This is a genomic window from Spirulina sp. CCNP1310, from assembly GCF_034932185.1.
Classification (GTDB): domain Bacteria; phylum Cyanobacteriota; class Cyanobacteriia; order Cyanobacteriales; family Spirulinaceae; genus Spirulina.
Window position 1 is genome coordinate 42,536 of record NZ_JAYGHW010000091.1, and the last position, 24,280, is coordinate 66,815.

General features: G+C 51.8%; 20 protein-coding genes, 1 tRNA gene and 2 pseudogenes. 20 read left to right on the forward strand and 3 right to left on the reverse strand.

Annotation, left to right across the window (positions count from 1 at the left end):
* Positions 1 to 44: 44 nt before the first annotated feature.
* The 4 genes from VB712_RS15915 (at position 45) to modB (ending at position 2,762) form a co-directional block, all read left to right on the forward strand.
* The gene (locus VB712_RS15915; protein WP_323256477.1) at positions 45 to 746 is read left to right on the forward strand and encodes a pantothenate kinase; all 702 of its coding nucleotides are present in this window, start codon (positions 45 to 47) and stop codon (positions 744 to 746) included.
* Positions 747 to 787: 41 nt separating this feature from the next.
* Positions 788 to 1,090 (forward strand): 30S ribosomal protein S14, encoded by a 303-nt coding sequence (rpsN, locus tag VB712_RS15920; protein WP_323256479.1) that lies wholly within the window; start codon positions 788 to 790, stop codon positions 1,088 to 1,090.
* 260 nt (positions 1,091 to 1,350) lie between these two features.
* Positions 1,351 to 2,118, forward strand: a complete 768-nt coding sequence (modA, locus tag VB712_RS15925; protein WP_323256481.1) for a molybdate ABC transporter substrate-binding protein — start codon at positions 1,351 to 1,353, stop codon at positions 2,116 to 2,118.
* The gene (gene modB / locus VB712_RS15930; protein WP_323256483.1) at positions 2,115 to 2,762 is read left to right on the forward strand and encodes a molybdate ABC transporter permease subunit; all 648 of its coding nucleotides are present in this window, start codon (positions 2,115 to 2,117) and stop codon (positions 2,760 to 2,762) included. The genes modA and modB overlap by 4 nt, the downstream gene beginning before the upstream one ends.
* Positions 2,763 to 2,778: 16 nt before the next feature.
* On the opposite strand, the gene VB712_RS15935 is transcribed toward modB, so the two are convergent.
* Positions 2,779 to 2,850, reverse strand: a tRNA-Lys gene (locus tag VB712_RS15935).
* A 22-nt stretch (positions 2,851 to 2,872) separates the two neighbouring features.
* Positions 2,873 to 6,859, reverse strand: a complete 3,987-nt coding sequence (locus VB712_RS15940; protein WP_323256486.1) for a PAS domain S-box protein — start codon at positions 6,857 to 6,859, stop codon at positions 2,873 to 2,875.
* 372 nt (positions 6,860 to 7,231) lie between these two features.
* On the opposite strand from VB712_RS15940, the gene accC reads away from it, so the two are divergent.
* The 16 genes and pseudogenes from accC (at position 7,232) to VB712_RS16020 (ending at position 21,381) form a co-directional block, all read left to right on the forward strand.
* A complete protein-coding gene (accC, locus tag VB712_RS15945) occupies positions 7,232 to 8,575 on the forward strand; it encodes an acetyl-CoA carboxylase biotin carboxylase subunit (protein WP_323256488.1) in 1,344 nt (447 codons plus the stop codon).
* Between the two features lie 117 nt (positions 8,576 to 8,692).
* Positions 8,693 to 8,989 carry a hypothetical protein gene (locus VB712_RS15950; protein ID WP_323256490.1) on the forward strand — a complete coding sequence of 99 codons (297 nt, stop codon included), beginning with the start codon at positions 8,693 to 8,695 and terminating at the stop codon, positions 8,987 to 8,989.
* Between the two features lie 124 nt (positions 8,990 to 9,113).
* Entirely contained in the window at positions 9,114 to 10,556 is a 1,443-nt protein-coding gene (locus tag VB712_RS15955; RefSeq protein ID WP_323256492.1) for an adenylate/guanylate cyclase domain-containing protein, read from the forward strand.
* 14 nt (positions 10,557 to 10,570) lie between these two features.
* Positions 10,571 to 10,865 (forward strand): annotated as a pseudogene (locus VB712_RS15960) (ATP-binding protein); the annotation flags it as partial.
* Positions 10,866 to 10,908: 43 nt separating this feature from the next.
* Positions 10,909 to 11,841: a homogentisate phytyltransferase gene (locus VB712_RS15965; protein WP_323256496.1), complete on the forward strand. Its 933-nt coding sequence runs from the start codon at positions 10,909 to 10,911 to the stop codon at positions 11,839 to 11,841.
* A 24-nt stretch (positions 11,842 to 11,865) separates the two neighbouring features.
* Positions 11,866 to 12,180, forward strand: a complete 315-nt coding sequence (locus tag VB712_RS15970) for a translation initiation factor (protein WP_323256498.1) — start codon at positions 11,866 to 11,868, stop codon at positions 12,178 to 12,180.
* Between the two features lie 164 nt (positions 12,181 to 12,344).
* Positions 12,345 to 12,875, forward strand: coding sequence for a hypothetical protein (locus VB712_RS15975; RefSeq protein ID WP_323256500.1), 531 nt, complete (start codon positions 12,345 to 12,347; stop codon positions 12,873 to 12,875).
* A gap of 151 nt (positions 12,876 to 13,026) precedes the next feature.
* Complete coding sequence (locus VB712_RS15980; RefSeq protein ID WP_323256501.1) at positions 13,027 to 13,614, forward strand: DUF3727 domain-containing protein; 588 nt, start codon at positions 13,027 to 13,029, stop codon at positions 13,612 to 13,614.
* Between the two features lie 11 nt (positions 13,615 to 13,625).
* Positions 13,626 to 13,883: pseudogene (locus VB712_RS15985) on the forward strand (Uma2 family endonuclease); the annotation flags it as partial.
* A 94-nt stretch (positions 13,884 to 13,977) separates the two neighbouring features.
* Positions 13,978 to 15,048: an endolytic transglycosylase MltG gene (mltG, locus tag VB712_RS15990; RefSeq protein ID WP_323256505.1), complete on the forward strand. Its 1,071-nt coding sequence runs from the start codon at positions 13,978 to 13,980 to the stop codon at positions 15,046 to 15,048.
* Between the two features lie 47 nt (positions 15,049 to 15,095).
* On the forward strand, positions 15,096 to 15,626 hold the full coding sequence (locus VB712_RS15995; RefSeq protein ID WP_416236372.1) for a YqeG family HAD IIIA-type phosphatase: 531 nt from the start codon (positions 15,096 to 15,098) through the stop codon (positions 15,624 to 15,626).
* A gap of 346 nt (positions 15,627 to 15,972) precedes the next feature.
* Positions 15,973 to 17,133 carry a glycosyltransferase gene (locus VB712_RS16000; RefSeq protein WP_323256509.1) on the forward strand — a complete coding sequence of 387 codons (1,161 nt, stop codon included), beginning with the start codon at positions 15,973 to 15,975 and terminating at the stop codon, positions 17,131 to 17,133.
* 72 nt (positions 17,134 to 17,205) lie between these two features.
* The gene (locus tag VB712_RS16005) at positions 17,206 to 17,943 is read left to right on the forward strand and encodes a sugar transferase (protein WP_323256510.1); all 738 of its coding nucleotides are present in this window, start codon (positions 17,206 to 17,208) and stop codon (positions 17,941 to 17,943) included.
* A gap of 130 nt (positions 17,944 to 18,073) precedes the next feature.
* Positions 18,074 to 19,153, forward strand: coding sequence for a GDP-mannose 4,6-dehydratase (gene gmd / locus VB712_RS16010; protein ID WP_323256513.1), 1,080 nt, complete (start codon positions 18,074 to 18,076; stop codon positions 19,151 to 19,153).
* Positions 19,154 to 19,189: 36 nt separating this feature from the next.
* Positions 19,190 to 20,125: a GDP-L-fucose synthase gene (locus VB712_RS16015; protein WP_323256515.1), complete on the forward strand. Its 936-nt coding sequence runs from the start codon at positions 19,190 to 19,192 to the stop codon at positions 20,123 to 20,125.
* 98 nt (positions 20,126 to 20,223) lie between these two features.
* Positions 20,224 to 21,381 carry a tetratricopeptide repeat protein gene (locus tag VB712_RS16020; RefSeq protein WP_323256517.1) on the forward strand — a complete coding sequence of 386 codons (1,158 nt, stop codon included), beginning with the start codon at positions 20,224 to 20,226 and terminating at the stop codon, positions 21,379 to 21,381.
* 156 nt (positions 21,382 to 21,537) lie between these two features.
* Here the strand turns inward: VB712_RS16020 and glgB are convergent, their stop codons facing one another.
* On the reverse strand, positions 21,538 to 23,874 hold the full coding sequence (gene glgB / locus VB712_RS16025) for a 1,4-alpha-glucan branching enzyme (protein ID WP_323256519.1): 2,337 nt from the start codon (positions 23,872 to 23,874) through the stop codon (positions 21,538 to 21,540).
* Positions 23,875 to 24,280 lie beyond the last annotated feature (406 nt).

The following is a 24,280-nucleotide window of genomic DNA, read 5'->3' on the forward strand; positions in this document are numbered from 1 at the left end:
AAAAACCTTTCGCCCTCCACAAACCGGAAACAACGGGATAAATTATGGCTTGGCTGGGATTAATGATTGGTAATTCTCGCCTCCATTTTGTGGGGGTGGAGGGGGGCAAAGGGGTGGAATATTGGCGGGGGGAACATGGGCAGGGGCCTGAAGATTTGCCTCGACGGTGGCGATCGCTCCCCCTCTTTTTTGCCTCCGTTGTCCCCACCCAAACCCAATTTTGGGCGAGTTATGGCCAAGAAATTACCCTTGCCGATCTTCCTTTGAGGGGAATGTATGGCACATTGGGGAGCGATCGCGCCTTGGCCGCCTATGGGGCCGCCCAGGATTACGGAACCCCCGTTTTAATCATCGATGGGGGGACGGCCTTAACCTTTACCGCCCTCACCCCTGGCCCCACCCTGGCCGGCGGCGCAATCCTCCCCGGTTTGGGGCTACAATTGCACAGCCTCGCCCAACAAACCGGCGCATTGCCCGCTGTCGCGCTACCGGATGCATTGCCCCCCCGATGGAGTCGTTCAACGCCGGAGGCGATCCAAAGTGGCATTCTGTATACAGTATTGGCAGGAGTGGAGGACTTTATTACCCATTGGCGGGCTAGCCATCCCCAAGCCTCTGTGATCCTCACGGGGGGCGATGGCCCTTGGCTCCACCATCACCTCAAGGGCGATCGCCATCGATACCACAGCCCCCAATTGGTGCTAGACGGCCTGATCCACTTGATCCACCGAACAGGGATGATATGATAGAGAACGCTGTCTAATCATCACCGCAGTATTTTATTCCTATGGCTAAAAAGTCAATGATCGAGCGCGAGAAAAAGCGCAAAAAATTGGTTGAAAAATATGCTGAGAAACGAGCCACACTGCTAGAGGAATTCCGCACCGCTGGCAGTATCCTCGAAAAGGTAGAAATTCACCGCAAAATTCAACGCCTGCCCCGGAGCAGTGCCAAGGTGCGTGTCCGCAATCGTTGCTGGGCCACGGGTCGCCCTAAAGGTTACTATCGGGATTTTGGCCTATCGCGCCATGTGATCCGGGAATGGGCCCACGAGGGTTTACTCCCGGGTGTGGTCAAGTCCAGTTGGTAGATTGGGAGATTTTCCCCACTGGGGAATCTCAAGAAAGGAGGGAAGGCGATCGCCTTTCCTCCTTTCGCTTCTTCCTCCCTCACCCTCTCCGCCGCATTTGGCATGATCCCCCCGGCTACGCCGACCCCCTTAAAAAGGGGGTTAATCCGGAACCCCCCTTTTTAAGGGTAGGGGGGATCTCGCTCCGCCGCAGTCAACAATTGAGAGATAGCTATAAGCAGTAGCGCGATGGGAGGGTTGAACAAACCTTGATGGGATCAATGTTGCGATTTGTCTGCCTGATTTTGATCGGCTGTTTGGTGGCCTGTGGCTTATCCAAACCCCCCAACCCAAGCCTGCTGACGGTTTCCGCCGCTGCCAATTTGCAGGCAGTTTTGCCGGTGATGGGGGAACGTTGGGAGCGAACGACTGGAGGGGCGATCGCCTTTAACTTTGGCTCTACAGGTCAATTGGCACAACAAATTGAGCGAGGTGCGGCGGTGGATCTCTTCCTGGCGGCGGATCAGGATTTGATTGAAGCGTTAGACCGTCAAGGTTTGATCCGTTCAGGGAGTAAACGGATCTATGCTGTGGGGCGGATCGTAATCTGGCAACGGCAAGATAGTCCGTTGCGGTTGGCCACCTTGGCAGATTTAACTCGGCCTGAGGTGCAACGGGTGGCGATCGCCAACCCCAACCATGCCCCCTATGGCATCGCCGCTCGTCAGGCCCTCGAATCGGCAGGGATTTGGGCAGAACTGCAACCGAAGCTCATCCTCGGGGAAAATATTCAGCAGGCCCAGCACTATGCCGCAATGGGAAATGTGGATGTGGCGATCACCGCCCTTTCCTTAAGCATGAACCGACCGGGCCGCTGGACATTAATCCCCGCTGAACTCCACACCCCCTTAACCCAAATGCTTGCCATCCCTCGCCATGCCCCCCACCCAGAACTTGCCCAAGCCTTTGCTGATTTCATTACGGGGGAGGAGGGCCGTTCTTTGCTAACCGCCCAGGGTTTTGCTCTGCCTCCGGTAGCGCAACCATGACGTTGGAGCCAGCATTTTGGTTATCCCTGCGAGTCACAATCTTGGCCAGTGGTTTAATTTTTGTCTGTGGCTTAGGGTTGGGGATTTTTTTGGCCCGTACCAAAATCCCCGGCAAACTGTTGATCTCGACGTTGTTAAATTTGCCCTTGGTTTTACCCCCCAGTGTGGTGGGCTATGGTCTGCTCCTAGCCTTGGGTCGGGGCAGTTTTTTCAAGGAATGGTTCGGGATTGATCTGTTGTTTACTTGGCAGGCGGGGGCGATCGCCTCCACCGTTGTGGCGCTTCCCCTCATGGTGGAATCGACGCGGGCGGCGATCGCCAGCATTAACCCAGAACTCGAAGAAGCCGCTCGTACCCTTGGGGCGGAAGAATACGCAGTGCTTTGGCATATCACCCTCCCCCTCGCCCATCGGGGCATCCTCGCCGGTTTCGGGTTAGGCATGGCCCGGGCCTTGGGGGAGTTTGGCGCAACCTTAATGGTGGCGGGCAATATTCCCGGCCGCACCCAAACCCTACCCCTAGCCCTCTACGATGCGGTGCAGTCGCAAAATTATCCCTTAGCCAATCGCATTGTAGCGGTACTGATGGCGATCGCCTTTCTCCTCCTCTGGTGGGTGCGCCGCCTAGAGCGGCCCCAGGCATGAAAATGCGATCAATAAATGGGCGACCTGGGACTCGAACCCAGAACCAGCGGATTAAGAGTCCGATGCGCTGCCATTGCGCCAGTCGCCCCGATGATTTCCCCAATTATACCCTAATTACCAACGGGCAACCTTGAGGGAGATCCCAGATATTGCCCTAGGATGGCTTGGAGTTTGGCAAAATCCATCGGCTTCGTTAAAAAGCCATCCATCCCGACGGCAAATGTCCGCTCCTGCTCCTCCTTCAATGCCCCCGCAGTCAGGGCGACGATCGCCACCCGTTGCCCGGTTTGGGCTTCTGCGGCTCGAATCCGTCGCGTCGCTTCAATGCCGTCCATCTGCGGCATTTGCACATCCATTAACACCAGATCAATCCTGTGTTGCTCCACAGCGGCGATCGCCTCTAATCCATTGGTTGCTTCAATAATTCGCACATTGGGTAACACCCGTTTTACCAACGCCTTGGATAAAATCATATTCACCTTCACATCTTCAGCAATGAGAACAGTGCAGGCGCGTTCTAGGGTGACAACCGGCGATTTCACCGCCGCCAATGGGGGAGAGGGCAGTGAGGGGGAAGCTTTCCCCAAATTGGCCAACACCTGATAGAATTCATGGGGTTTCACCGGCTTCACCAAATGAAATTGAACATTGAGAGCCTGACAGCGATCGCGAATATTTTCATAATCAACGGAACGGTGCAGCAAAATCACCGGAATTGCCTCTAAATGGGATGACAATTGTAACCGTAGATGCTCCAGCACCGTTAAGCCATCGATGGTAGATAGATGGTAATCAATAATCACCAGATCAAATTGGCCCCGTTCTAGATACTGACACACCGCCAAATCATGACCACAGCCCATCGCTTCAATACCCCAATGCTCACAATACCTTTCTAAAAGTTTCCGACTCTTGGCATTATCATCCAGGATTAAGACTTGTTTAATCCCTAAGGATTTTGATAGTTGATAGGATTGCTCGGAATCATCTTCAAAAGCAGTAAGAATTGTGAAAGTAAAAATACTCCCTTCTCCCCAAACACTATCAACCTCAATTTTTCCTCCCATTTTTTCCACAAGCAAACCCGAAATAATCAAGCCCAAACCCGTGCCGCCATATTTACGGGTCGTTGAACTATCCGCCTGGGAAAAGGCTTTGAACAGTTTATTCTGCTGTTCCGGGTGAATCCCAATCCCCGTATCCCGCACTGAAAAATGATATTCCCCTTGGCCATTTCCCAAATCTTGGAATTGCAATTTTACTTCCACTTCACCCTGTTCCGTAAACTTGACAGCATTATTGAGCAGATTAATCAAAACCTGCTTGAGTCGAATCGGATCAACATGAGCTACTTGGGGCATTGACAAAGGAATATCTAGCAGTAATTCTAAGCCCTTATGCTCCGCATTGTATTTGAGAATATCTATCGTTTCCCCTAATAGATCAAGGATATTTGTAGAAATGATTTCCAGTTCTAACTTACCGGCTTCAATTTTGGAAAAATCAAGAATATCATTAATGATGGCTAACAAGGCTTTTCCCGAAACATTAGCATTGTTAACATATTGCCGCTGGGTTTCATTGAGGGAAGTTTGTAAAAGCAGTTCCGTAAAGCCAATCACCCCATTTAACGGCGTGCGAATTTCATGGCTCATATTGGCTAAAAATTCTGATTTGGCTTGATTGGCTACTTCTGCCATTTGCTTGGCGGCCAATAATCTGGCTTCAGATTCTTTCCGGTCGGTAATATCTACCTGAACACCAAAATGCCCCAAAATTCGCCCCTGTTCATCATACAAGCAAGTATATTGTCCATCTACAATCATCGGAGTGCCATCTAACCGTTTTTCTTGGGTTTCAGTATGCAATTGTCCTTGATCAAACAGTTCTCGCCAAACTTTATAGCCATGGTCTAAATCATGGGCAAATAAATCCGCAGGAGTTAACCCGATCAAATCTGCTTTTTTCGCGCCATACTGATCTAACATCGCTTGATTAACACGGGTCATCCGTTGGTGATGAAAGGCATAGTCTAGGAGTTGGGGGCGATCGCCCTCCTTGCGCCAATCAATCGGCTCATCTAGCATCATGAAAAAGAACCCATAGAGGGATTGACTAAAAAACATCTGGGTATGTTTTTCTTTTTGCCGTAGCTGTTCCTCCATCTGTTTGCGTTCGGAGAGATCAATATTCGTGCCAATCCAACGGATGGGTTGACCCTCCTGATCTTTAATAATTTCTCCCCGCGTTAAAATCCACCGCCAACTGCCATCTTTATGGCGCAAACGATGTTCAATTTCATATCGTTTAATATGGCCATTTAAGTAGTCATTGATCGCCGATTGAATCCGATAAATATCATCGGGATGCCAAAGCTTTTGCCAGCCAGTAAAAGCATTTTCAATTTCATCATCACGATAGCCTAGCATTGCCTTCCAATGGGGACTAAAATAAACAGTATTTTTCACCATATCCCAATCCCATAACCCTGCCCCTGTACCGGCAATGGCTAAATGAAAGCGGCTTTCACTGTCTTTTAACTCCTGCTGGGATTTTTTCTGTGCGGTGATATCTTGAATATTGGCAAAAAAGAAGAGGGGCTGATCATTTATGTCATTTAATGACCGCACAAAAATCAGCACGGGGAATCGTTCACCATTTTTACGTTGAAATACTAATTCATAGGATCCAGCGCCGTTCAGTAGGGTATCTTGAAGGGCAACTTCGATATTTTCAAGTTCCTCAATGGGCCAATAGGGGTAGGGTGATTTTTGGCCAATTAGCTCGGCTTTACTAAAACCAGTCATCCCACAAAAAGCCGAATTCACATCCTGCTGTATCCCATTAGCATCGATTACGGAAAAACCATCGGCCATGATTTCCAGAATTTGTTTAGAAAACTGTTGTTCACGGGCGATCGCCGCCTTATCCTCTTCCACTTGGGTAATATCCTGAAACATCCCTACTAAATGGGTCACTTCATGATCCTGAATCAGGGGATAGCCCGATGCTCTCACCCAACGTAAATTGTCTTTGGCCGTAATAAACCGACAAGTGACATCAAAACTTTGTTTTTCCTCAATGGCTTCTTGAATCCCCTGGATAATTAGAGGGCGATCCTCAGGATGATAAAATTCAATGCCTGTAGCTTGATCCGGATGATAATCTAAATCGACTTCATGAATGTGATAAACTTCCTCTGTCCAATGAACGTTACCTGTTTTAACATCCAGCTTCCACGCGCCAAGATTGGCAATCCGTTGGGCATCATTGAGCAACAGTAATGTTTCACTCAATTGAGCCTCTGCTTCGTGTTGCACGGTTTGCAGTTTAGCTTGGGCAATTTCGGCATTTTTACGATCTGTAATGTCGAGAATGAACCCATCTAAAAATTCTACAGTACCTTGATCACTAACGAGGCCCTTGCCATATTCGTGAATCCAGCGTATATTTCCATCTGAGTGTTGAATGCGATATTCTAAATCCCACGATTGGCCCCGTTCAATGGCTTCATTAATTTGTTGGGTAATCCAAGATAAATCATCTTTATAAACAATGCTTTCATAGGTTCTCACTGCATTATTGATAAAATCCTGGGGAGGATAGCCAAAAATGTCCTCCACTTGATCATTCATGTAAACCATCGTCCAGGTGGGATCATTTTTGCAGCGATAAATGAGTCCCGGTGCATTACTAATTAAAGATTCCCATTGATCTTGATAGTTGCTGATTTGCACATTGAGAAGTTTACGCTGGGTAATATCGATCAATGTGGTGGCTAAAAATCCGGGTTCGGGGGTGGTAAGATGGACTTCATACCAATGGTTTAAAGGGGCTGAATATTGCTCAAAACTTGTACCAATGGGTGATGATTGAATATTTTGATAAAAATCTAACCAGTGAAAGGGAGAGTTCTGGGGTGTGGCAGCAAGGGAGCCAAGGGTTTTACCGACCATCGCTGCTGCGGTTAACCCTGTGATTTGTTCAAAAACGGTGTTAGCCTCTAAAAATTGGCAATCAAAACCTTGCTTTTGAGGCTCATGCAGGATTTGATAATAAGCACAGCCCACGGGTAATGTAGCCAGTATTTTGTTCATGAACATTGAGGGTTAAGGGGAAAGGCAGAATATTAAGTTTTTTATAGTTTTTTAAACTAGGGCAGAAGTTAATCAGTTGAGGTGGGGAGTTTGAGTCTAGAAAGGAAAAATGTGCTCGAATGGATTCATTTTTTACCTAAACTTCATAAATTTATGATTGCTTCTAATTATATTAGATTACAGGAACATTTCATCCTTGGGGATGGGCAATTCAGTGAAAATCCTGACAAAAAAAGTGATCCGGATCACTGCATCTCAGGGGGTGCGGCGGGAGAGGGGGAGGGCGATCGCCCCCCCTCTACCCCACAACTAGGGCAGGGGAGCAGAAAAACTGTATAGTGGATTCCACGACCGCAAGCCCCCGCTGTATCCATGCAGTTTTCTAAAATTCTGATTGCCAATCGTGGCGAAATCGCCCTCCGTATCCTCCGCAGTTGTCGAGAACTGGGGATCGCCACTGTGGCTGTGCATTCCACCATTGACCAGCAAGCCCTCCATGTCCAACTGGCAGATGAAAGCGTTTGTATTGGCCCCTCCCCCAGTAGTAAAAGCTATCTCAATATCCCTAACATTATTTCCGCTGCCCTCACCCGCCACGCCACCGCCATCCATCCCGGCTATGGGTTCTTGGCAGAAAATGCCCGGTTTGCGGAAATTTGCGCTGATCACCAAATCGCCTTTATTGGCCCCACCCCGGCGGCGATGATCGCCATGGGGGATAAATCCACCGCCAAGCGGACGATGCAGGGGGCCAGCGTCCCCACGCTCCCCGGTAGTGAGGGGTTACTGAGTGATGAAACCATGGCGTTGGCGATCGCCCGCAAAATTGGCTATCCCGTCATCCTCAAGGCTACGGCGGGGGGTGGTGGCCGGGGGATGCGGTTAGTGAACCATGAAGGGGATTTAATTAAACTGTTCCGAGCCGCCCAAGGGGAAGCCGAAGCCGCCTTTGGCAATGGCGGTGTGTATTTGGAAAAATTCCTCGAAGCCCCCCGCCATATTGAATTCCAAATCCTGGCCGATAGCTATGGCAATGTGGTGCATTTGGGGGAACGGGATTGCTCGATCCAACGCCGCCATCAAAAACTCCTTGAAGAGGCCCCCAGCCCCGTCCTCAGTCCGGAATTGCGGGAAAAAATGGGCAGTGCAGCGGTGCGGGCTGCCCAATCGATTGACTATGTGGGGGCGGGAACGGTGGAATTTCTCCTGGATAAGCATGGGAATTTCTACTTTATGGAAATGAACACCCGGATTCAGGTGGAGCACCCCGTTACGGAGATGATTACAGGACTGGATTTGATCAGTGAGCAGATAAAAATTGCCCAGGGCGATCGCCTCAGTTTTGCCCAAGAAGATATTCAACTGCGGGGCCATGCCATCGAATGCCGGATCAACGCTGAAGATCCCGACCACGATTTCCGCCCTCATCCGGGCCGGATCACCGCCTACCTGCCCCCCGGCGGCCCTGGGGTGCGTATTGATTCCCATGTTTATACGGATTACGAAATTCCCCCCTATTACGATTCCCTCATTGGTAAGTTGATCGTCTGGGGGCCCGATCGCCCCACAGCGATTAAGCGAATGCGGCGAGCCTTGCGGGAATGCGCCATCACCGGGATTCCCACCACCATCGGCTTCCATGAGCGAATTTTAGAGGTTCCCGCCTTTCTCGCAGGGGAGGTGTACACCAACTTCATCGCCGAACACCTCTCCTAGGGGCGTACATTAGGATGGAGGATAGAAATCAGGATCGATTCAGGAGGCTGTGTGAATCAGATCGCGCCATGGAATTTATCAGGAATAGGTTGTAGCTTGATGATTTTGTTGGGAATTATGACCTTAAGTACCTTGGGATTGGGTTGGGTCGTCAATGGGGTAGTTTTACTGCTCATATTTTTGCTGGCGACTCCGGTGATTGCCGTTTATGGCCTGCGGTGGTGGGTGCAGCGCAATGTGGTGGAGGATCAATGCCCCATGTGTGGCCATCAGTTTGCCGGGTTAAATCCGGTGAAATTCAATTGCCCAAGCTGTGGCGAAGCCTTGGAAGTGCGCAAGGGCCACTTTGTCCGCCCTACCCCGCCCGGTACGATTGACGTGGATGCGGTGGAAGTTCAGCAGGTGGAGGATTAACGGGACGATCCGGATTGGCCCCAAACTGTCCCGAATTCGCAATAATGGGAGTAGGGGTGCTGCAAATCCACGAAACCAATTTTTTTGTTGCAGGATCATCATGGGTTTTTTGGGTCATGGCATCATGGCACATTGTTCAGCAGACACGGCGTTACAGGCCTTTTTTGATCTTGCCGTCGATTTAATGGTGGTGCGTCATGCCGATGGCTATTGGTGTGATTGCAATGGTCTTTGGGTGCAATCCTTGGGTTGGACGGTGGAGGAGTTGCGATCGCGCCCCTGGCTCGACTTCATTCACCCCGATGACCTCGAAGCCACGACCCTCGCCGAGCAACGCTGTCACCATCCCGACCGGCAAACGGCGGTGGAATATAAATGCCGTTTCCGCCACAAAAACGGCAGTTATCGCTGGCTTTCTTGGCGGGCCATGCCCTACCAGGAGGGGAGTAGTGTGGCGATCGCCCAGGATGTCACGGAAACCCAATGGTATGGCCATGGGGCCTATCGCAGTGGCGTACAGGCGGCGGTGCATTTGCGGGATCAGGCGATTGCCGCTAGCCGGTTGGGGATTGTGATTGCCGATGCCCGTTTACCGGATATGCCGCTAATCTATGTCAATCCTGCCTTTGAGCAGATGACGGGCTACAGTGCCACGGATGTTTTAGGGTTAAATTGTCGTTTTCTCCAAGGCCCCCAAGGGGATCAGGCTCCTCGTCAGGAATTGCGGGCTGCGATCCGGGAGCAACGCCATTGCACCGTGACGCTGCTCAATTTTCGCAAGGATGGAACGCCCTTTTGGAATGAACTCACCATTTCTCCGGTGTTTGATGATGGGGGGAACTTAACCCATTTTGTCGGGATTCAAGGGGATGTGACGGCGCGAATTCGTTCGGAAAAAGCGCTGTTGGTGGAAAAGAATAAATCGGAACGGTTGCTCTTAAATATTCTGCCCCGCCCCATTGCCGAGCAATTGAAAACCTTTCAAGGAACCCTTGCGCAACAGTTTGAAAATGTGACGATTTTGTTTGCTGATTTAGTGGAATTTTCCCCCCGTGCGCCTCAGTTTAAACCGTTAGAGTTAATTAGTACCCTCAATCAAATTTTTTCTGAATTTGATCGCCTTGCGGAAGTTCACCAAATTGAAAAGATCAAAACCATTGGTGATGCCTATATGGCGGCGGCGGGTTTGCCCCTTGTTTCTGAAGATCATGGGGAGGCGATCGCCGCTATGGCCCTCGATATGCAAACTGTTATTGAACATTTCCATTGGCCCGACGGTTCCCCAATCCAATTACGCATCGGCATTCATACCGGCTCAGTGGTGGCGGGGGTGATTGGCATTAAAAAGTTTAGTTATGATCTCTGGGGCGATACGGTGAATGTGGCCGCCCGCATGGAGTCCCACGGGGAGGCGGGAAAAATTCAAATCACGGCTACGACTGCTGCGGTTTTGTGCGATCGCTTCCACTGTGAGCGGCGGGGTCTCCAAAAGATTAAGGGCAAGGGGATGATGGAAACCTATTGGCTCTTAGGAGAAAAACGTGGTTCCTCTAAAATCCGTAGGTAATGATGCGTTGTAGTTATGCCATTGGGTCATGGCGGATGGATCTATATTTGCGTTATGGAGATGCCACCTTGGGAATTGAATTGAAAGTATGGCGGGATGGACGGCGCGATCCCCTAACGGAGGGGTTAGAGCAAATTGAGGGGTATTTGGCGGGGTTGGGGTTGGATTTGGGGGTGGTTGGTGATTTTCGATGGGCAAAGCCCGGTCGGAGACCATCGCCGTTCTGGATTGCCGGATATTGAGGAGCGGACAACGACGGCAAAGGCAATCACGGGGAGTGGCCGCCAAATTACGGTAATTCGGGGTTAGGGGGAGGAGGCTTTAGGGTTTTGGTTTTTGATAAGATTTGGGGATGTTGTTATTAAATTGGTCACATTTTTGGGGGTTTGCTCGTCAGGGTTGGCGATTTGCCCGCCCCCATACGATTATTGGCACGAGTTTAAGCGTGGTGGCCCTGTGGGCGATCGCCCTTTTCACCAATGCTCATCCCTTCAACCTGCAAACCCTGCTCATCCTCGCCTTGGCTTGGCTGGCCTGTTTAGCGGGCAACGTTTACATTGTTGGCTTAAACCAACTCTTCGATATTGAGATTGACCGCATTAATAAGCCCCATCTCCCCCTCGCTGCCGGGGTGTTCACCCGCCGCCAAGGTCAAAGGATTGTGGCGATCGCCGCTTTCCTGGCCCTTACCCTTAGCCTAGGGGGACTCTGGTTATGGTTGACGGTGGCGTTAAGTTTGGCCATTGGCACGGCCTATTCTGTGCCGCCGATCCGCTTGAAACGGTTTTCCTTCTGGGCGGCGTTGTGTATTTTGACGGTGCGGGGGGTGGTGGTGAATCTGGGCCTATCGCAGCATTTTAGCCAACAGTTTGGCGGCATGGGGATTCCTGCCGGGCCAGTGTGGATTCTCACCGGGTTTATTCTCCTGTTTAGTATTGCCATTGCCCTGTTTAAAGATATCCCGGATCTAGAGGGCGATCGCCAATACCAGATCCAAACCCTGACAATTATCCTGGGAAAACCGGCGGTGTTTGGCCTCTGTTGTGCGTTGATCGCTTTTTGTTACGGCACAATGATGGCCGTGGGGCTGTTGGCGTTGCCGGGGGTAGCACCGGAAATCATGATTGGGGGCCATTTGCTGCTGTTGCTGGCGTTGGGGTGGCGCAGTCGTCAGGTGAATTTGGAAGATAAGGGGGCGATCGCCCGGTTTTATCAATTTATTTGGCTGCTGTTTTTTGCGGAATATTTCCTCTTTCCCCTGGCCTGTTGGTGCGATTTAAACTAGAAAGGATCTCGATCTAGAAATGCCATGAGTCCCCGTAATCGTGTTGTGTATTCCGAATTTGGCCCCACGGAACCGGAACCGGAAATCCCAGAATTAGACCTGCCCCCCCAACAGCAAAAGTTAAGCCTCCAAGTCTCCCGCAAGGGTCGCAAGGGCAAAACCGTCACCGTGATCAGCGGTTTCCAAACCCCGGCCGCCACCTTAGCCCAATTGTTAAAAACCCTAAAAACCGCAGTGGGGGCGGGGGGAACGGTGAAAGAGATGACGCTGGAATTGCAAGGCGATCGCGCCCAACAGGCCACAACAATCCTGCGAGGGATGGGCTACAAAATTTATTGACACTCCCCGCGCTAAAGCGACGGGGATACTGCTCGTGACTTGGCTCTGCCAAGTCATGCTCCCCGGAGGCTCTGCCTCCCTCCCCTGTAAAGGGCGGCAGAGCCGCCATCATCCCGTGCCACGGCGGAGCCATGGCACGAGCGTAATTTTTCCCGGTAATACCCATGCCTAAACGCTTCTCTCTCCTGCTCCTCAGCCTCGGCTTAATCCTGGTCTCTTCCCCCAAAGCCCTCGCTAATCAACCCAACTGTTGGGAATTTTACGAAGATGGCAATGGCCAACGGATTTGCCTGGATAATGGCCGCCCCGTCCAGCCCCCCAGCCTGCCCCACTATGTTAACGCCGTCACCTATCTCGATCACCTCAAACAATGCCAACCCGTCGCCACCGCCATGGCGTTTCCCTTTGGGCCGGGGATTGTGATTGAAAGCGTGGTGCGGGGTGGGGAGGGCGATCGCTGTGTGGTGCAAATGAATGCTTTTCTCGCAGAACAACCCCAAAAACGAGCCGTCTATGGCCTCTGTCGTTATCGTCGCTCCACCATCGCCCTACTCACCGATGCGCGAGCCTACGAACAAGCCCGCACCGGCAACATCACGTTTAGCACCAATGATCCGCGAGATATGACCCTCTCTAATGCCATGGGGGAAGATTGCCAATTTAGCCGCAATTGGCTAGAGCGGTTGGCCCCGTAAGCCCGCAACCGAATTCCGCCACCGAGGGCGCAACATTTTTCACCCCTACCCTATTCCCTGTTCCCCGTTCCCCATTCCCTCCCCCCACAAATCATAAGCGTTTACCGTTTTTTGATATTCTGAGAGCTACCGCCTGCGCCATCAACCGCTTATGCCCTCCTCTCAATTTTCCCCTGATCACGATCCATCTATCCCCGATAGCGTGACCCTATTGGATGAGGCGGGGCGATCGCTGGAATGCACCGTTGAGCATACGTTCAATGAAAACGGCACAACCTATTTTTTACTCCTGCCCGTCGATGCGCCGATCACAATCATTGCTTGGGATAGCGATGAAGATGATGCCGATGCCACTTGGGTGGAGGATAACGAAGAAATTGAACAGGTCTTTGGCGATGCCAAGGCGGTGCTAGCGGAGCATAACCTCACCCTCAACTATGCCGCCTATACCCTCACGGTTTCAGGGGAACTCCCCGATGTGGTGGAGGAAGATATTCTCACCCTGGAAGTGGAAACCGACGAGGACAATGTGGAATCAGAGCAGTTCCAATTCCTCACCCACTTCTATCACAATGCTCAGGAATACGAAATTTATACACCCCTGGCCCCCCTATTGCTCTTTGCCCGCCGTTTACCCAATCGGCAAATTGAGCTACTTTCCCTCGAAGATGTCCAAGCCCTCCAACCCCATTTACGAGAATTGTTAATTCAAGAAATCGAGCAGGAAGAGGAAGAATAAAGGGGGATTAAATGACCTACACCGTACCTCAATCGCTGAGTTTTACGGAATTTCTTGCCCAGTATGGCAATGATAGCCGCTACGAACTAATTGATGGAGAAGTTCGCGATAGGGAACCCACAGGCCCCCATGAAGCCGTTGCCGGCAATATTGCGGGTAGAATTTTTCGAGAAATTTTTCGGGAGGATCGCCCTTGGTTCATTCCTAAAAATTGCCTGATTCAACCTTTGGCCGCAGAGGCAACGGCATTACGGCCGGATGTGGTGGTTTCTGGTTTATTTCCACGGCTCCATCTCAAGCTTGATGATATTATGCCGGCATAGGATTGCGATCGCATCAAGGATCGCCATTGAGAGGTTAGCCATGGGAAAAGGGGGAAATTGGGGGAAACGCGGCTATACATTTTTGGTTTTGCCGGGATTGTTGCTGTTGAGTAGTTGGCAGGGCTATCAGTGGTGGCGGTGGGCGGCTGCTCCGGTGGTGGCGGTGGAGTCGGAGGCCTTGGCGGTGCAGATTGAGATTCCCCGCAATACTTCAACGCGGCAAATTGGGGCGGATTTGGCGGCGGCGGGGGTGATTCATTCCGCTTGGGCTTGGAATATTTGGGCCTTTTGGTTGGCGGTGCAGGATCAAAATGGCAGTTTTAAGGCGGGGCGTTATCTGCTCTCACCAGGGGAGGATTTAAGGGCGATCGCCCAAACCCTTTGGCAAGGGGAAGTCCTCCAACGGAGTTTTACCATTCCTGAAGGATGGCGGCTCACCCAGATCGCCCAAGCCCTGGAAGCCCAAGGCTATTTCAGCGCGGCGGCCTTCATGACCGCAGCCCAAACCATCCCCAACGAGCAATTTTCCTGGCTTGACCCGGAATGGGCCAGCGTCGAAGGCTTTCTCTATCCCGATACTTACCAATTACCCGCCGGAGCCGTGACCCCCCAACAGGTGATCCAAATGATGCTGGCTCGATTTGAAGCCAAGGCTTTGCCCCTCTATCAGGCCCAGATAGATCCAGAAAAGCCCAGTTTGCGCGATTGGGTAACGGTGGCGAGTTTAGTGGAAAAAGAGGCCGCCGTGGATCAAGAGCGGGGAACCATTGCTGGGGTTTTCTGGCGACGACTGGCCCAGGGGATGAAATTGGAGGCGGATCCCACGGTGGAATATGCGTTAAACCGTCGCCAAACCGCCGATCGCCCCCTCACCTTGACGGAAGTCGCCACACCCCATCCTTACAATACCTATGTTAACAATGGGCTACCCCCTGGGCCCATCGCTAGTCCGGGGCAAGCCAGCCTAGAGGCAACCCTCAAACCCACCCCGACGGACTATCTCTTTTTTGTCGCGAACTACGATGGCACTCATACTTTTAGCCGCACGTTGGCGGAACATGAGGCGGCGGTGCAGCGGATTCGGGCCCAGCGGGCAGCGAATGCGCCTTAGGGCGATAATGGAAGCTGGCAATCCAAAACAAGGTAATCATGGCAACAATGCAATGGGATCGATTACTCCGCCCTAGTTTGGTGTTGGGGGGAACGATTCTCGATCTGACTCCGGCGCTGATCGCCCACCATGACCTCAAGGGGTTGATCTTGGATGTGGATGAAACGTTGGTTCCCCTGCGGGAACAGATGGTTTCGGAGCCGGTGGTGGCTTGGGTGGAGTCGATCCGGCCCCAGGTTGCTCTCTGGTTGGTGAGTAATAATCTCAGTCAGTCCCGCATTGGTGGTATTGCTCAATCCTTGAACCTGCCCTATATCTTGGGGGCGCGGAAGCCGTCGCGCCGAAAATTGCGTGAAGCGATCGCGGCGATGGATCTCCCCCCGACTACGGTGGCGATGGTGGGCGATCGCCTCTTTACCGATGCCTTAGCGGGGAATCGCCTCGGACTTTTTACCATTCTCGTTGAACCGATGGTGGATCCGGGGGCGGCGCAGTTCTATCCGATCCGCAATTTTGAGGTGTGGCTCAGTCGTAAGCTCGGTGTCACGCTCCATCATCCAGGGGACAATTCCCGCTGAGATGACAAATTGTGAAGAAAACCTTAAAAAATAAAATATTGTCTGGATTTTCTGGCAATCTCTTTATTCAAGTTGGAAATGAGGTCAGCCGATATAAAGACCTTAACGATACAAGCGAAGATAATTTTGAATGAGCGCTAGCCCTGTGAGTTAAAGTACAGAGCTAGCGCTCATTCTTTTGACAGCCAAGGGTTTCAGCACTCTCCATCCCCCAGAACCTTCCCTTCTATGCCTGAGTTTGGCGTTACCCCCTCCCCGTAAATCTCGGCGTTAACGGTGAGGCGGTCTTGCTTGTTGTCTGGTTTTCCTTCATAATTCTTAACTTAGTGTTTTGCGGCGATCGCCCATGAAAATGGCTCTGGTTCATGAATGGTTAACACCCCAAGCAACGGGGGGATCAGAGTTGGTGGTGCGGGAAATTTTGCAAACGGTGGAGGCAGACCTCTACGCCCTGATTGATTTTGAATCCCGCAATCCAGATAGTTATCTCTATGGCCGGGCGATCGGCACGACTTTTTTACAACATTTTCCCCAAGCTGCCCGCAAAATTCAACAATACCTGCCCCTCTTTCCCCTCGCCATTGAGCAACTCAACCTCAGCGGCTACGAGGTCATCCTCTCCTCCTCCCATGCCGTCGCCAAGGGCATCCTCACCCATTCCCAACAACTCCACCTCTGCTATTGCCACACGCCGATGCGCTACGCCTGGGATCTCACCTTTGACTATCTCAATAGCAGTCGCCTCGGTCAGGGCCTACCGGGGCTATTCACCCGCATGATTTTGCACTATCTGCGCCAATGGGATGTCCTCAGTGCCAACCGCGTCGATTACTTCATCGCCAACTCCCACCACACCGCCCAACGGATTTGGCGCTGCTACCGCCGCCCCGCTGAAGTGATCTATCCCCCCGTTGCCCTGGATCGCTTTATCTACGAACCCCAAAAGGCAGATTTTTACCTGACCGTGTGCCGGTTAGTGAGTTATAAGCGCGTAAAATTGATCATTGAGGCTTTCAATGAACTTCAACTCCCCTTGATTGTGATTGGCGATGGCCCAGAATTGTCCCCCTTGCGGGCGATCGCCCGCAACAATGTCCAACTAATCGGGAATCAATCTCATGCTGTTGTTGCCACCCACATGGCCCAGGCCAAAGCCTTTGTTTATGCCGCTTGCGAGGACTTTGGGATCGCCCCCGTTGAAGCCCAAGCCTGCGGAACCCCCGTAATCGCCTACGGAGCCGGTGGGGCCTTAGAAACGGTGCGAGATGTTCGTCAAGACCCCAGAACTGGTACTGGCTTATTATTTCAGCCCCAAGATCCAGCGGCTCTGGTCAAAACCGTTAGAATTTTTGAAGAAATCTGTGGCAAAATTCGACCAGAATCCTGTCATCAGCAAGCCCAAAAATTTGCGGCGACAGTTTTTCAGCAACGCTATCTTCAGTTTCTGGAGCGTTGCTATGCCGATTGGTCAGCCCAGTCTTTGACGGGGCCGGTCCATCCCTTGTGAGGGGAATGGTTGGATATCGCTAGGGCAACTTAGCGATCGCAATTGTTATGTGGTGTGATGTGAAGGAGTACAATGACCGCCGAAAGCCAATTGGTTTCCGTCAAGCTAATTCGTGGATTAGTGGCTAGAAGCCATCAATCCCTGACGAAGAAAAACCGGGCCCGCTCACCGCGAGCGATCGCCCGCCCCATTGAAAGCATCGTTGCCAAGCGCATTTTTGATGTCCTCTTTGCGGCCACAATTTTAATTACCCTTTCACCCTTGTACCTGATCCTGGCCCTGGCGATCGCCATCACTTCACCCGGGCCGGTGTTCTACAGTCAAGAGCGCATTGGTAAAGATTATCAGCCCTTTCGGTGTATCAAATTTCGCACCATGGTTCACAATGCAGATGCCCTGCTTGCGGACATGGTTTCAAGCTGTCCCCGACTCCAAGAAGAATTTGAATCCGACTACAAGATCCGTCAAGATCCCCGCATTACCCCCATTGGTAAATTTCTGCGGCTCACCAGCTTGGATGAATTGCCGCAATTTTGGAATGTCCTCTGGGGGGATATGAGTGTGGTGGGCCCCCGCCCCTTAGTGCCGGAAGAATTGCCCCGCTATGGCCGCTATATGGCCAAAGTACTAACGATTAAACCCGGCATTACTGGCCTGTGGCAGGTTTCGGGCCGCAATGATATTCCCTACCATCGCCGGGTGCAAATTGATGTGTACTATGCTGGCCACCACAGTTGGTGGCTCGATCTCTTCATTATTGCTAAAACCATTGGTGTGGTTTTATTTCCCCGCAATAGTGGCGCATATTAGGATGTCACCCCCAACCCCACGGTTCTCTCCGCTTGTGGGTACAGATCACACCGGCTCCCTCTGTTTTAACCTAAGGTGATGCCATTGTGGAAATCACTGCCACCGGAACGCTGCTAAGGAATATTCAAGCATGACGCAACTGAAAAAAGCCCTGATTACAGGTATTACAGGTCAAGATGGCTCCTATCTGAGTGAACTGCTCCTTGACAAGGGCTACGAAGTCCACGGGATTATTCGGCGCACATCCACGTTTAACACCGATCGCATTGATCATATCTATGTTGATCCCCATAGTGAGGGGGCGAAGTTCTTTCTCCATTATGGTGATCTCACCGATGGCACGACCCTGCGCCGGATTATCGAGGCGATTGAACCCCAGGAAATTTATAACTTGGGGGCCCAGTCCCATGTGCGGGTCAGCTTTGATGCGCCGGAATATACCGCTGATGCGGTGGGGTTAGGCACGTTGCGGATTTTGGAAGCGGTGCGGGATTATCAGCAGCGCACCGGCAATCAAGTCCGCTTTTATCAAGCGGGTTCCTCGGAAATGTTTGGCAAAGTGCAAGCGGTTCCCCAAACGGAGGAAACCCCCTTTTATCCCCGTAGTCCCTACGCCTGCGCGAAGGTCTATGCCCATTGGCAAACGATTAACTATCGCGAATCCTATGATCTCTTTGCCTGCAATGGCATTTTGTTTAACCATGAGTCGCCGCGACGGGGGGAAACCTTTGTGACGCGGAAGATTACCCGGGCGATCGCCCGTATCCTCGCTGGTCAACAACAGGATCTTTATTTGGGCAATTTAGACTCAAAACGGGATTGGGGTTATGCCAAGGATTATGTCAAGGCCATGTGGCTGATGTTGCAACAGGATCAGCCCGATGATTATGTGATCTCGATGAATGAAACCCATTCAATTCGAGAGTTTCTCAATATTGCTTTTGGTTATGTCAATCTCAATTGGGAAGATTATGTCAAATTTGACCCCCGCTATCTACGGCCCACGGAGGTGGAATTGTTGATCGGGGATTGTACCAAGGCGAAAACCCAGTTAGGGTGGCAACCTTCGGTGACGTTTGCGGAATTAGTGCAACTGATGGTAGATGCGGATCTCATGGCCTTGGGGTTAGCATCCCCTGGAGGAACAACTTCCGAGCAATTACAAGCGGATATGGCCTATGTGCGCCATACCAGTATGACGGTGGATTAACCACAAACTTAGTAAGGCGTGATCAGGAGGCCCGGTATGATTCCATTAGCAGAGAAGCGCATCCTCGTGACGGGGGGGGCAGGATTTTTAGGTAAGCAGGTGGTGGCGCAATTGCAAGCGGCCGGGGCGCAGGGGGAGAAGATTACAGTGGTGCGATCGCGCGATTACAACCTCTGTGAGATGGCCGCCTGCCAAGCAGCGGTACAGGATCAGGATATTGTCATTCACCTCGCCGCCCATGTGGGGGGGATTGGTCTCAACCGAGAAAAACCAGCGGAATTGTTCTATGACAACCTCATGATGGGGGCGCAATTGATCCACGCTGCCCAGCAAGCCGGGGTGGAAAAGTTTGTCTGTGTGGGGACGATCTGCGCCTATCCCAAATTTACGCCGGTTCCCTTCAAAGAAGATGATCTGTGGAATGGCTACCCGGAGGAAACCAATGCCCCCTACGGTGTGGCGAAAAAAGCCCTGTTGGTGCAATTGGCGGCCTATCGCCAACAGTATGGCTTTAATGGCATTTATCTCTTGCCGGTGAATCTTTATGGCCCTGAAGATAATTTCAACCCCGCCAGTTCCCATGTTATCCCGGCCCTAATTCACAAAGTCCATGAGGCCCAGCAACGGGGGGATCAAACCCTGCCGGTGTGGGGCGATGGTAGCCCAACGCGGGAGTTTCTCTATTCCACCGATGCGGCCCGGGGGATTGTCATGGCCACCCAAGGTTATGATGAAGCGGAGCCGGTGAACCTGGGAACAGGTTATGAGATTTCGATCCGGGATTTGGTGGAGTTGATCTGTGAATTAATGGGCTTTACCGGCGAAATTGTTTGGCAGACGGAGCAGCCCAATGGCCAACCCCGCCGTTGCCTCGATACCCAACGGGCCAAAGAAAAGTTTGGTTTTGTGGCCGAGATGGATTTTAAGCAGGGTTTAGAGAATACAATTAATTGGTATCGGCAACAGGCTTAGGGAGAGGGCGATCGCCGATCGCCTTCTGTTCAGAGTTACCGTTAACGATAGGTTTTGGTGATGGGAAGAGTTTGGTGGCTCTATCTCCAGGGGGGAAAATGAAGCATTCACAGAATCGGATCAATGAATATCGACGTTATCGATGGCGGGGGGCGATCCGCCATAGCGTACTGATCGCCTCAGTTCTCCTCACCGTCATGATCACAACAACCCCCCTCCCCAGTTGGGGACAGGGGGCCAACCGCTCAGAGCAGTTGGATAATCTCCTCCGGCAGGGGCGGGATTTTGTCGATGCGGGGGATTTTCAGCGGGCTTTAGATATTTACCAGGAAGCGGTTTATATTGACCGCACCAACCCGAGAATTTACTCCGGCATTGGCTACTTGCATACGTTACAGGGCAACTACACCGCAGCGGTACAAGCCTACGAATATGCCCTTATCCTCGACCCGGATAATATCCATTTTCTCTATGCCTTGGCCTTTTCCCAGGCCCAACTGAGCCGCAACAGCGATGCAGAGCAAACCTATCGCCGCGCCCTTCAGCACAACCGCAACCACATTGATAGCTATTTAGGCTTAGGGGTGGTGTTGATGCGTCAAGGTCGCCACCGGGAGGCTTATCAGGTCTATCAACAGGCGGCTCAGTTGGATCCGAAAGATGGGGGGGTTTATGGCATGATGGCCACTGCCCTGCTGGAGCAGGATCGTCCCCAGGAGGCGATTAATTTGCTCCAACAAGCCACCCAACGCCATCCCTATAACGGCAACCTTTGGATGCAGTTGGGGATCTTCCTGATTGGCATGACGACGAACCAGGAAGCGGCGTTGCAAGCCTTTAACCAAGCGGCCCGCATTGATCCCCGTAACCCGATGGTTCAGGTGCAAATTGGCAACCTTTTGCAGGAGCAGGGCAACATTGATGAAGCCCAAAATATTTTCTATCGGGCGGTGGCCATGGCCCCCGATACGCCCCAGGGGCAATTGGAAATTGGCGATATTCTGTTTCAGCGACAGGCCTATTTACCGGCGATCGTTGCCTATCGCCGCGTTACCCAACTGGCCCCGGAAGATCCGAAGGGCTATCACCGTTTAGGGCTGGCATTGGAATATCGCGATCGCCGCCCCGAAGCCGTTTCTGCCTGGCAAACCGCCCTGGAGCTTTACCAACGGCAGGGGAATCAACTCGGAGCCAAAACCATTGAATCCCTGTTAGGGGGCAACCGTCCCAACGATCCCTTCCGGCCCTTTAATTAAGGGGGGTCAACAGAAACCGGGTTTCTTGCATCTGCTCATTTTGCCCTAGCATCCTCACAGAAACCCGGTTTCTAGACTGGCAAATTTGGAAAATGGGAATCATGCCATAAAACCCCCTGAATATCAGGGGGTTTTAATCACTTCAGGGGAATGATCCTATTTCAACCGTTCCGTGGTGACGGCGGCGACAATATCCACCGTTTCCTCCACCGCTGGCGCAAAGGCCGCCGCTGTTTTGGGCCGGTCAATGCGGAACATCAACACCCCCAACGGCGGCAAACAGAGGTCGATGGAATAGGGCTGATTGTGGTAGCCCCATTCTTCCGCCCATTTACCCCCTAAATTCCCCATATTGCTGCCGCCGTACTGGCCCGCATCACTATTGAAAATTTCCGTGTAGAAACCCAGTTCCGGCACACCAACCCGGTAATGGCTATGGGGTTGGGGCGTAAAATTACACACCGCCACAATGTAATTATCCGGATCATTGCTGCGACGCAGAAATGACACCACACTATGATTATTGTCGCTACAGTCGATCCATTGGAACCCTTCCTGCTCGTAGTCTTTTTCGTAGAGCGCCGGTTCCCGCTGATAGAGGGCATTGATGTCAATAAAGAACTGCTTGAGTTGCTGATGGGATTGGTGCTGGAGCAAATGCCATTCCAGATCCCCCCAGATATTCCACTCACTCCATTGGCCAAACTCCATGCTCATAAACATGGTTTTCTTGCCAGGGTGGGCAAACATATAGGCAAAGAGCGATCGCACGTTGGCAAATTTTTGCCACTCATCCCCCGGCATCTTACCCACCATATTGCTCTTACAATGCACCACCTCATCATGGGAGAGGGCGAGCATATAGTTCTCGCTGTGGTTGTACCACATACTGAACGTAATATTATTTTGATGGAATTGGCGGAACCAGGGATCCATGCTGAAATAATCCAGCATATCGTGCATCCAGCCCATATTCCACTTCAGGTTAAAGCCCAACCCCCCCACATAGGTGGGCCAAGACACCATCGGCCAATCCGTTGATTCCTCAGCAATAGATAAGGCCCCCGGATAGTAGCTAAACAGCACACTATTGAACTGACAAATAAATTCCCGCGCCTCTAAATGCTCATGGCCGCCGTACTCATTGGCCGTCCATTCCCCATCCTTACGGAAATAATTGCGATAAAGCATCGAAGCCACCGCATCAACGCGAATCCCGTCAATGTGGTACTTATCAAACCAGAACAGGACGTTAGAAACAAGGAAGTTACGCACCTCATTGCGGCCATAGTTAAACACCAACGTTCCCCATTCCTTATGCTCCCCAATGCGCGGGTCAGCATATTCGTAAAGGTGGGAACCATCAAAAAAGGCCAAACCATGGCTATCTTTCGGGAAGTGGCCGGGAACCCAATCGACAATCACCCCAATGCCGTTTTCATGGCATTTATCCACAAAGTACATAAAATCTTCCGGGGGGCCATAGCGGGAGGTGGGGGCATAATAACCCGTTACCTGATAACCCCAAGAACCATCGTAGGGATGCTCCGCCACGGGCAAGAGTTCAATATGGGTATAGCCCAATTCCTTCACATAGGGAATGATCCGCTCCGCCATTTCGTAATAGGTGAGGTAGCGAGCGCCGGGTTTGTAGTCGTTGGCTTGGATGGCGGGGCCTTCGCCGCTGCAATATTGGGCGGGGTAATCAATGGCCTCATGGAGCCAAGACCCCATGTGCATTTCATAAACGGAGATCGGCTGTTTTAACTGTTCCGTGTGGCGGCGTTTTTCCAACCAATCCGCATCATGCCATTCGTACTGATCCAAATTGGAGACAATCGAAGCACTTTGGGGCCGGACTTCTTGATAAAAACCGTAGGGGTCGGATTTTTCGTAGATGTGGCCTTCCCAGTTTTTGACCTCGTATTTATATTTTGTGCCGTTGCTCACTTCGGGAATAAATAAATCCCAGGTGCCATTGCCCCGTTTGCGCATTTGATGGAGGCGGCCATCCCAGTTGTTAAATTCACCAATAATTGAGACGTTGCGGGCATTGGGGGCCCAAACGGCAAAATAAACCCCTTGTACGCCGTCGATCTCGAAGACGTGCGCCCCCATTTTTTCATAAATGCGGTGGTGGTTGCCTTCGGCAAAGAGGTGGAGATCAAAATCCGTGAGTTGGGGGGAGCGGAAGGCGTAGGGATCATAGATCACCCGTTCGTGTTTGCCCTCTTGAATCCGGAGTTGGTAGTTGGCCAGTTCGGGGGTTTCAATTTTGCACTCGAAGAAGTTGGGGTGATGCACTGCTTGCATCAGGTGTTCTTTATGGTCGCCGGGACAAACGACCCACACTTTTTCGGCGTTGGGCAGGTAGGCGCGGACAACCCAGCTTTTGACAATGCCGTTTTGTTCCAGGGGATGGGGGCCAAGCACCTCAAAGGGGTCGTGGTGTTGATTCCAAACAATCTTGTTAACTTGTTCTGGGGCAATCATATTGAACTTTTATCGTGGTTGGATAACGAAAGACTGCAAGTGCGATTCCCGGCGGAACGCGCTCCCGACAACTCCGGTTGGGTTAAGTTTAATATATTTTAATATTTCGCACTTTTGGCCTTTTTCTCAGCTAAGTTTCGTGACGGGTCGCTGAGACTAACCACTCAAGGGTTGGTCTGGGGGGATGGGCCGCGCCATCGCAGGAGATCCCCCCGGCTGCGCCGGCCCCCTTAAAAAGGGGGCTGAAATGCAGAACCCCCCTTGTTAAGGGGCAGGGGGGATCCCGTTCAGGAGGAGCGGGGGCTGAAATGCAAAACCCCCCTTGTTAAGGGGGGCAGGGGGGATCCCGTTCAGGAGGAGCGGGGGCTGAAATGCAGAACCCCCCTTGTTAAGGGGGGCAGGGGGG

What these genes read in the sequence shown, in the direction of transcription:
- VB712_RS16005 (WP_323256510.1), top strand. Translation starts at nt 17,206, where the DNA reads ATGACCGCCGAAAGCCAATTGGTTTCCGTCAAGCTAATTCGTGGATTA.
- VB712_RS15995 (WP_416236372.1), top strand. Translation starts at nt 15,096, where the DNA reads ATGCAATGGGATCGATTACTCCGCCCTAGTTTGGTGTTGGGGGGAACG.
- VB712_RS15965 (WP_323256496.1), top strand. Translation starts at nt 10,909, where the DNA reads ATGTTGTTATTAAATTGGTCACATTTTTGGGGGTTTGCTCGTCAGGGT.
- modA (WP_323256481.1), top strand. Translation starts at nt 1,351, where the DNA reads ATGTTGCGATTTGTCTGCCTGATTTTGATCGGCTGTTTGGTGGCCTGT.
- VB712_RS15970 (WP_323256498.1), top strand. Translation starts at nt 11,866, where the DNA reads ATGAGTCCCCGTAATCGTGTTGTGTATTCCGAATTTGGCCCCACGGAA.
- rpsN (WP_323256479.1), top strand. Translation starts at nt 788, where the DNA reads ATGGCTAAAAAGTCAATGATCGAGCGCGAGAAAAAGCGCAAAAAATTG.
- VB712_RS15980 (WP_323256501.1), top strand. Translation starts at nt 13,027, where the DNA reads ATGCCCTCCTCTCAATTTTCCCCTGATCACGATCCATCTATCCCCGAT.
- VB712_RS15975 (WP_323256500.1), top strand. Translation starts at nt 12,345, where the DNA reads ATGCCTAAACGCTTCTCTCTCCTGCTCCTCAGCCTCGGCTTAATCCTG.
- VB712_RS16015 (WP_323256515.1), top strand. Translation starts at nt 19,190, where the DNA reads ATGATTCCATTAGCAGAGAAGCGCATCCTCGTGACGGGGGGGGCAGGA.
- VB712_RS15940 (WP_323256486.1), bottom strand. Translation starts at nt 6,859, where the DNA reads ATGAACAAAATACTGGCTACATTACCCGTGGGCTGTGCTTATTATCAA.
- modB (WP_323256483.1), top strand. Translation starts at nt 2,115, where the DNA reads ATGACGTTGGAGCCAGCATTTTGGTTATCCCTGCGAGTCACAATCTTG.
- VB712_RS15955 (WP_323256492.1), top strand. Translation starts at nt 9,114, where the DNA reads ATGGCACATTGTTCAGCAGACACGGCGTTACAGGCCTTTTTTGATCTT.
- VB712_RS16020 (WP_323256517.1), top strand. Translation starts at nt 20,224, where the DNA reads ATGAAGCATTCACAGAATCGGATCAATGAATATCGACGTTATCGATGG.
- mltG (WP_323256505.1), top strand. Translation starts at nt 13,978, where the DNA reads ATGGGAAAAGGGGGAAATTGGGGGAAACGCGGCTATACATTTTTGGTT.
- VB712_RS15915 (WP_323256477.1), top strand. Translation starts at nt 45, where the DNA reads ATGGCTTGGCTGGGATTAATGATTGGTAATTCTCGCCTCCATTTTGTG.
- VB712_RS15950 (WP_323256490.1), top strand. Translation starts at nt 8,693, where the DNA reads ATGACCTTAAGTACCTTGGGATTGGGTTGGGTCGTCAATGGGGTAGTT.
- VB712_RS16000 (WP_323256509.1), top strand. Translation starts at nt 15,973, where the DNA reads ATGAAAATGGCTCTGGTTCATGAATGGTTAACACCCCAAGCAACGGGG.
- glgB (WP_323256519.1), bottom strand. Translation starts at nt 23,874, where the DNA reads ATGATTGCCCCAGAACAAGTTAACAAGATTGTTTGGAATCAACACCAC.
- accC (WP_323256488.1), top strand. Translation starts at nt 7,232, where the DNA reads ATGCAGTTTTCTAAAATTCTGATTGCCAATCGTGGCGAAATCGCCCTC.
- gmd (WP_323256513.1), top strand. Translation starts at nt 18,074, where the DNA reads ATGACGCAACTGAAAAAAGCCCTGATTACAGGTATTACAGGTCAAGAT.